The 249-nt window shown below is 69.9% G+C and carries 1 protein-coding gene; it reads right to left on the bottom strand.

Annotated features, from left to right (window positions below; all coding sequences use genetic code 11):
* The coding region (locus MJ643_RS31120; protein WP_247727371.1) for a hypothetical protein at nt 1-249 on the bottom strand (249 nt) is incomplete at both ends.

Below are 249 nucleotides of genomic sequence, written 5' to 3'. Positions count from 1 at the left end.
GGCGGTCGCGCGGGTTCAGCCGCCCGATCCAGGCGGCGGCCAGCGGGATCAGCGCCAGGGACAGGAGCGTCGCGCCCAGCGGCAGCAGCAGGTAGGAAAGCCTCAGCAGCCCCGGGTTGAAACCGAGGCCGTAGAGCGAGGCGCGCAGGTAGGACGGGTCGCCGATGGCCGCGAGGGCGGAGAAGAGCCACATGGTGGGGCTCGCGCCGACCGTGAAGAACGTCAGGAACAGGTACCAGACAGTTAGCA

The sequence above is a fragment of the Pseudomonas sp. PNPG3 genome, assembly GCF_023093815.1.
GTDB lineage: Bacteria > Pseudomonadota > Gammaproteobacteria > Pseudomonadales > Pseudomonadaceae > Aquipseudomonas > Aquipseudomonas asiatica.
The sequence above is the reverse complement of the archived record's forward strand: the minus strand, read 5'-3'. Positions and strand labels throughout refer to the sequence as shown.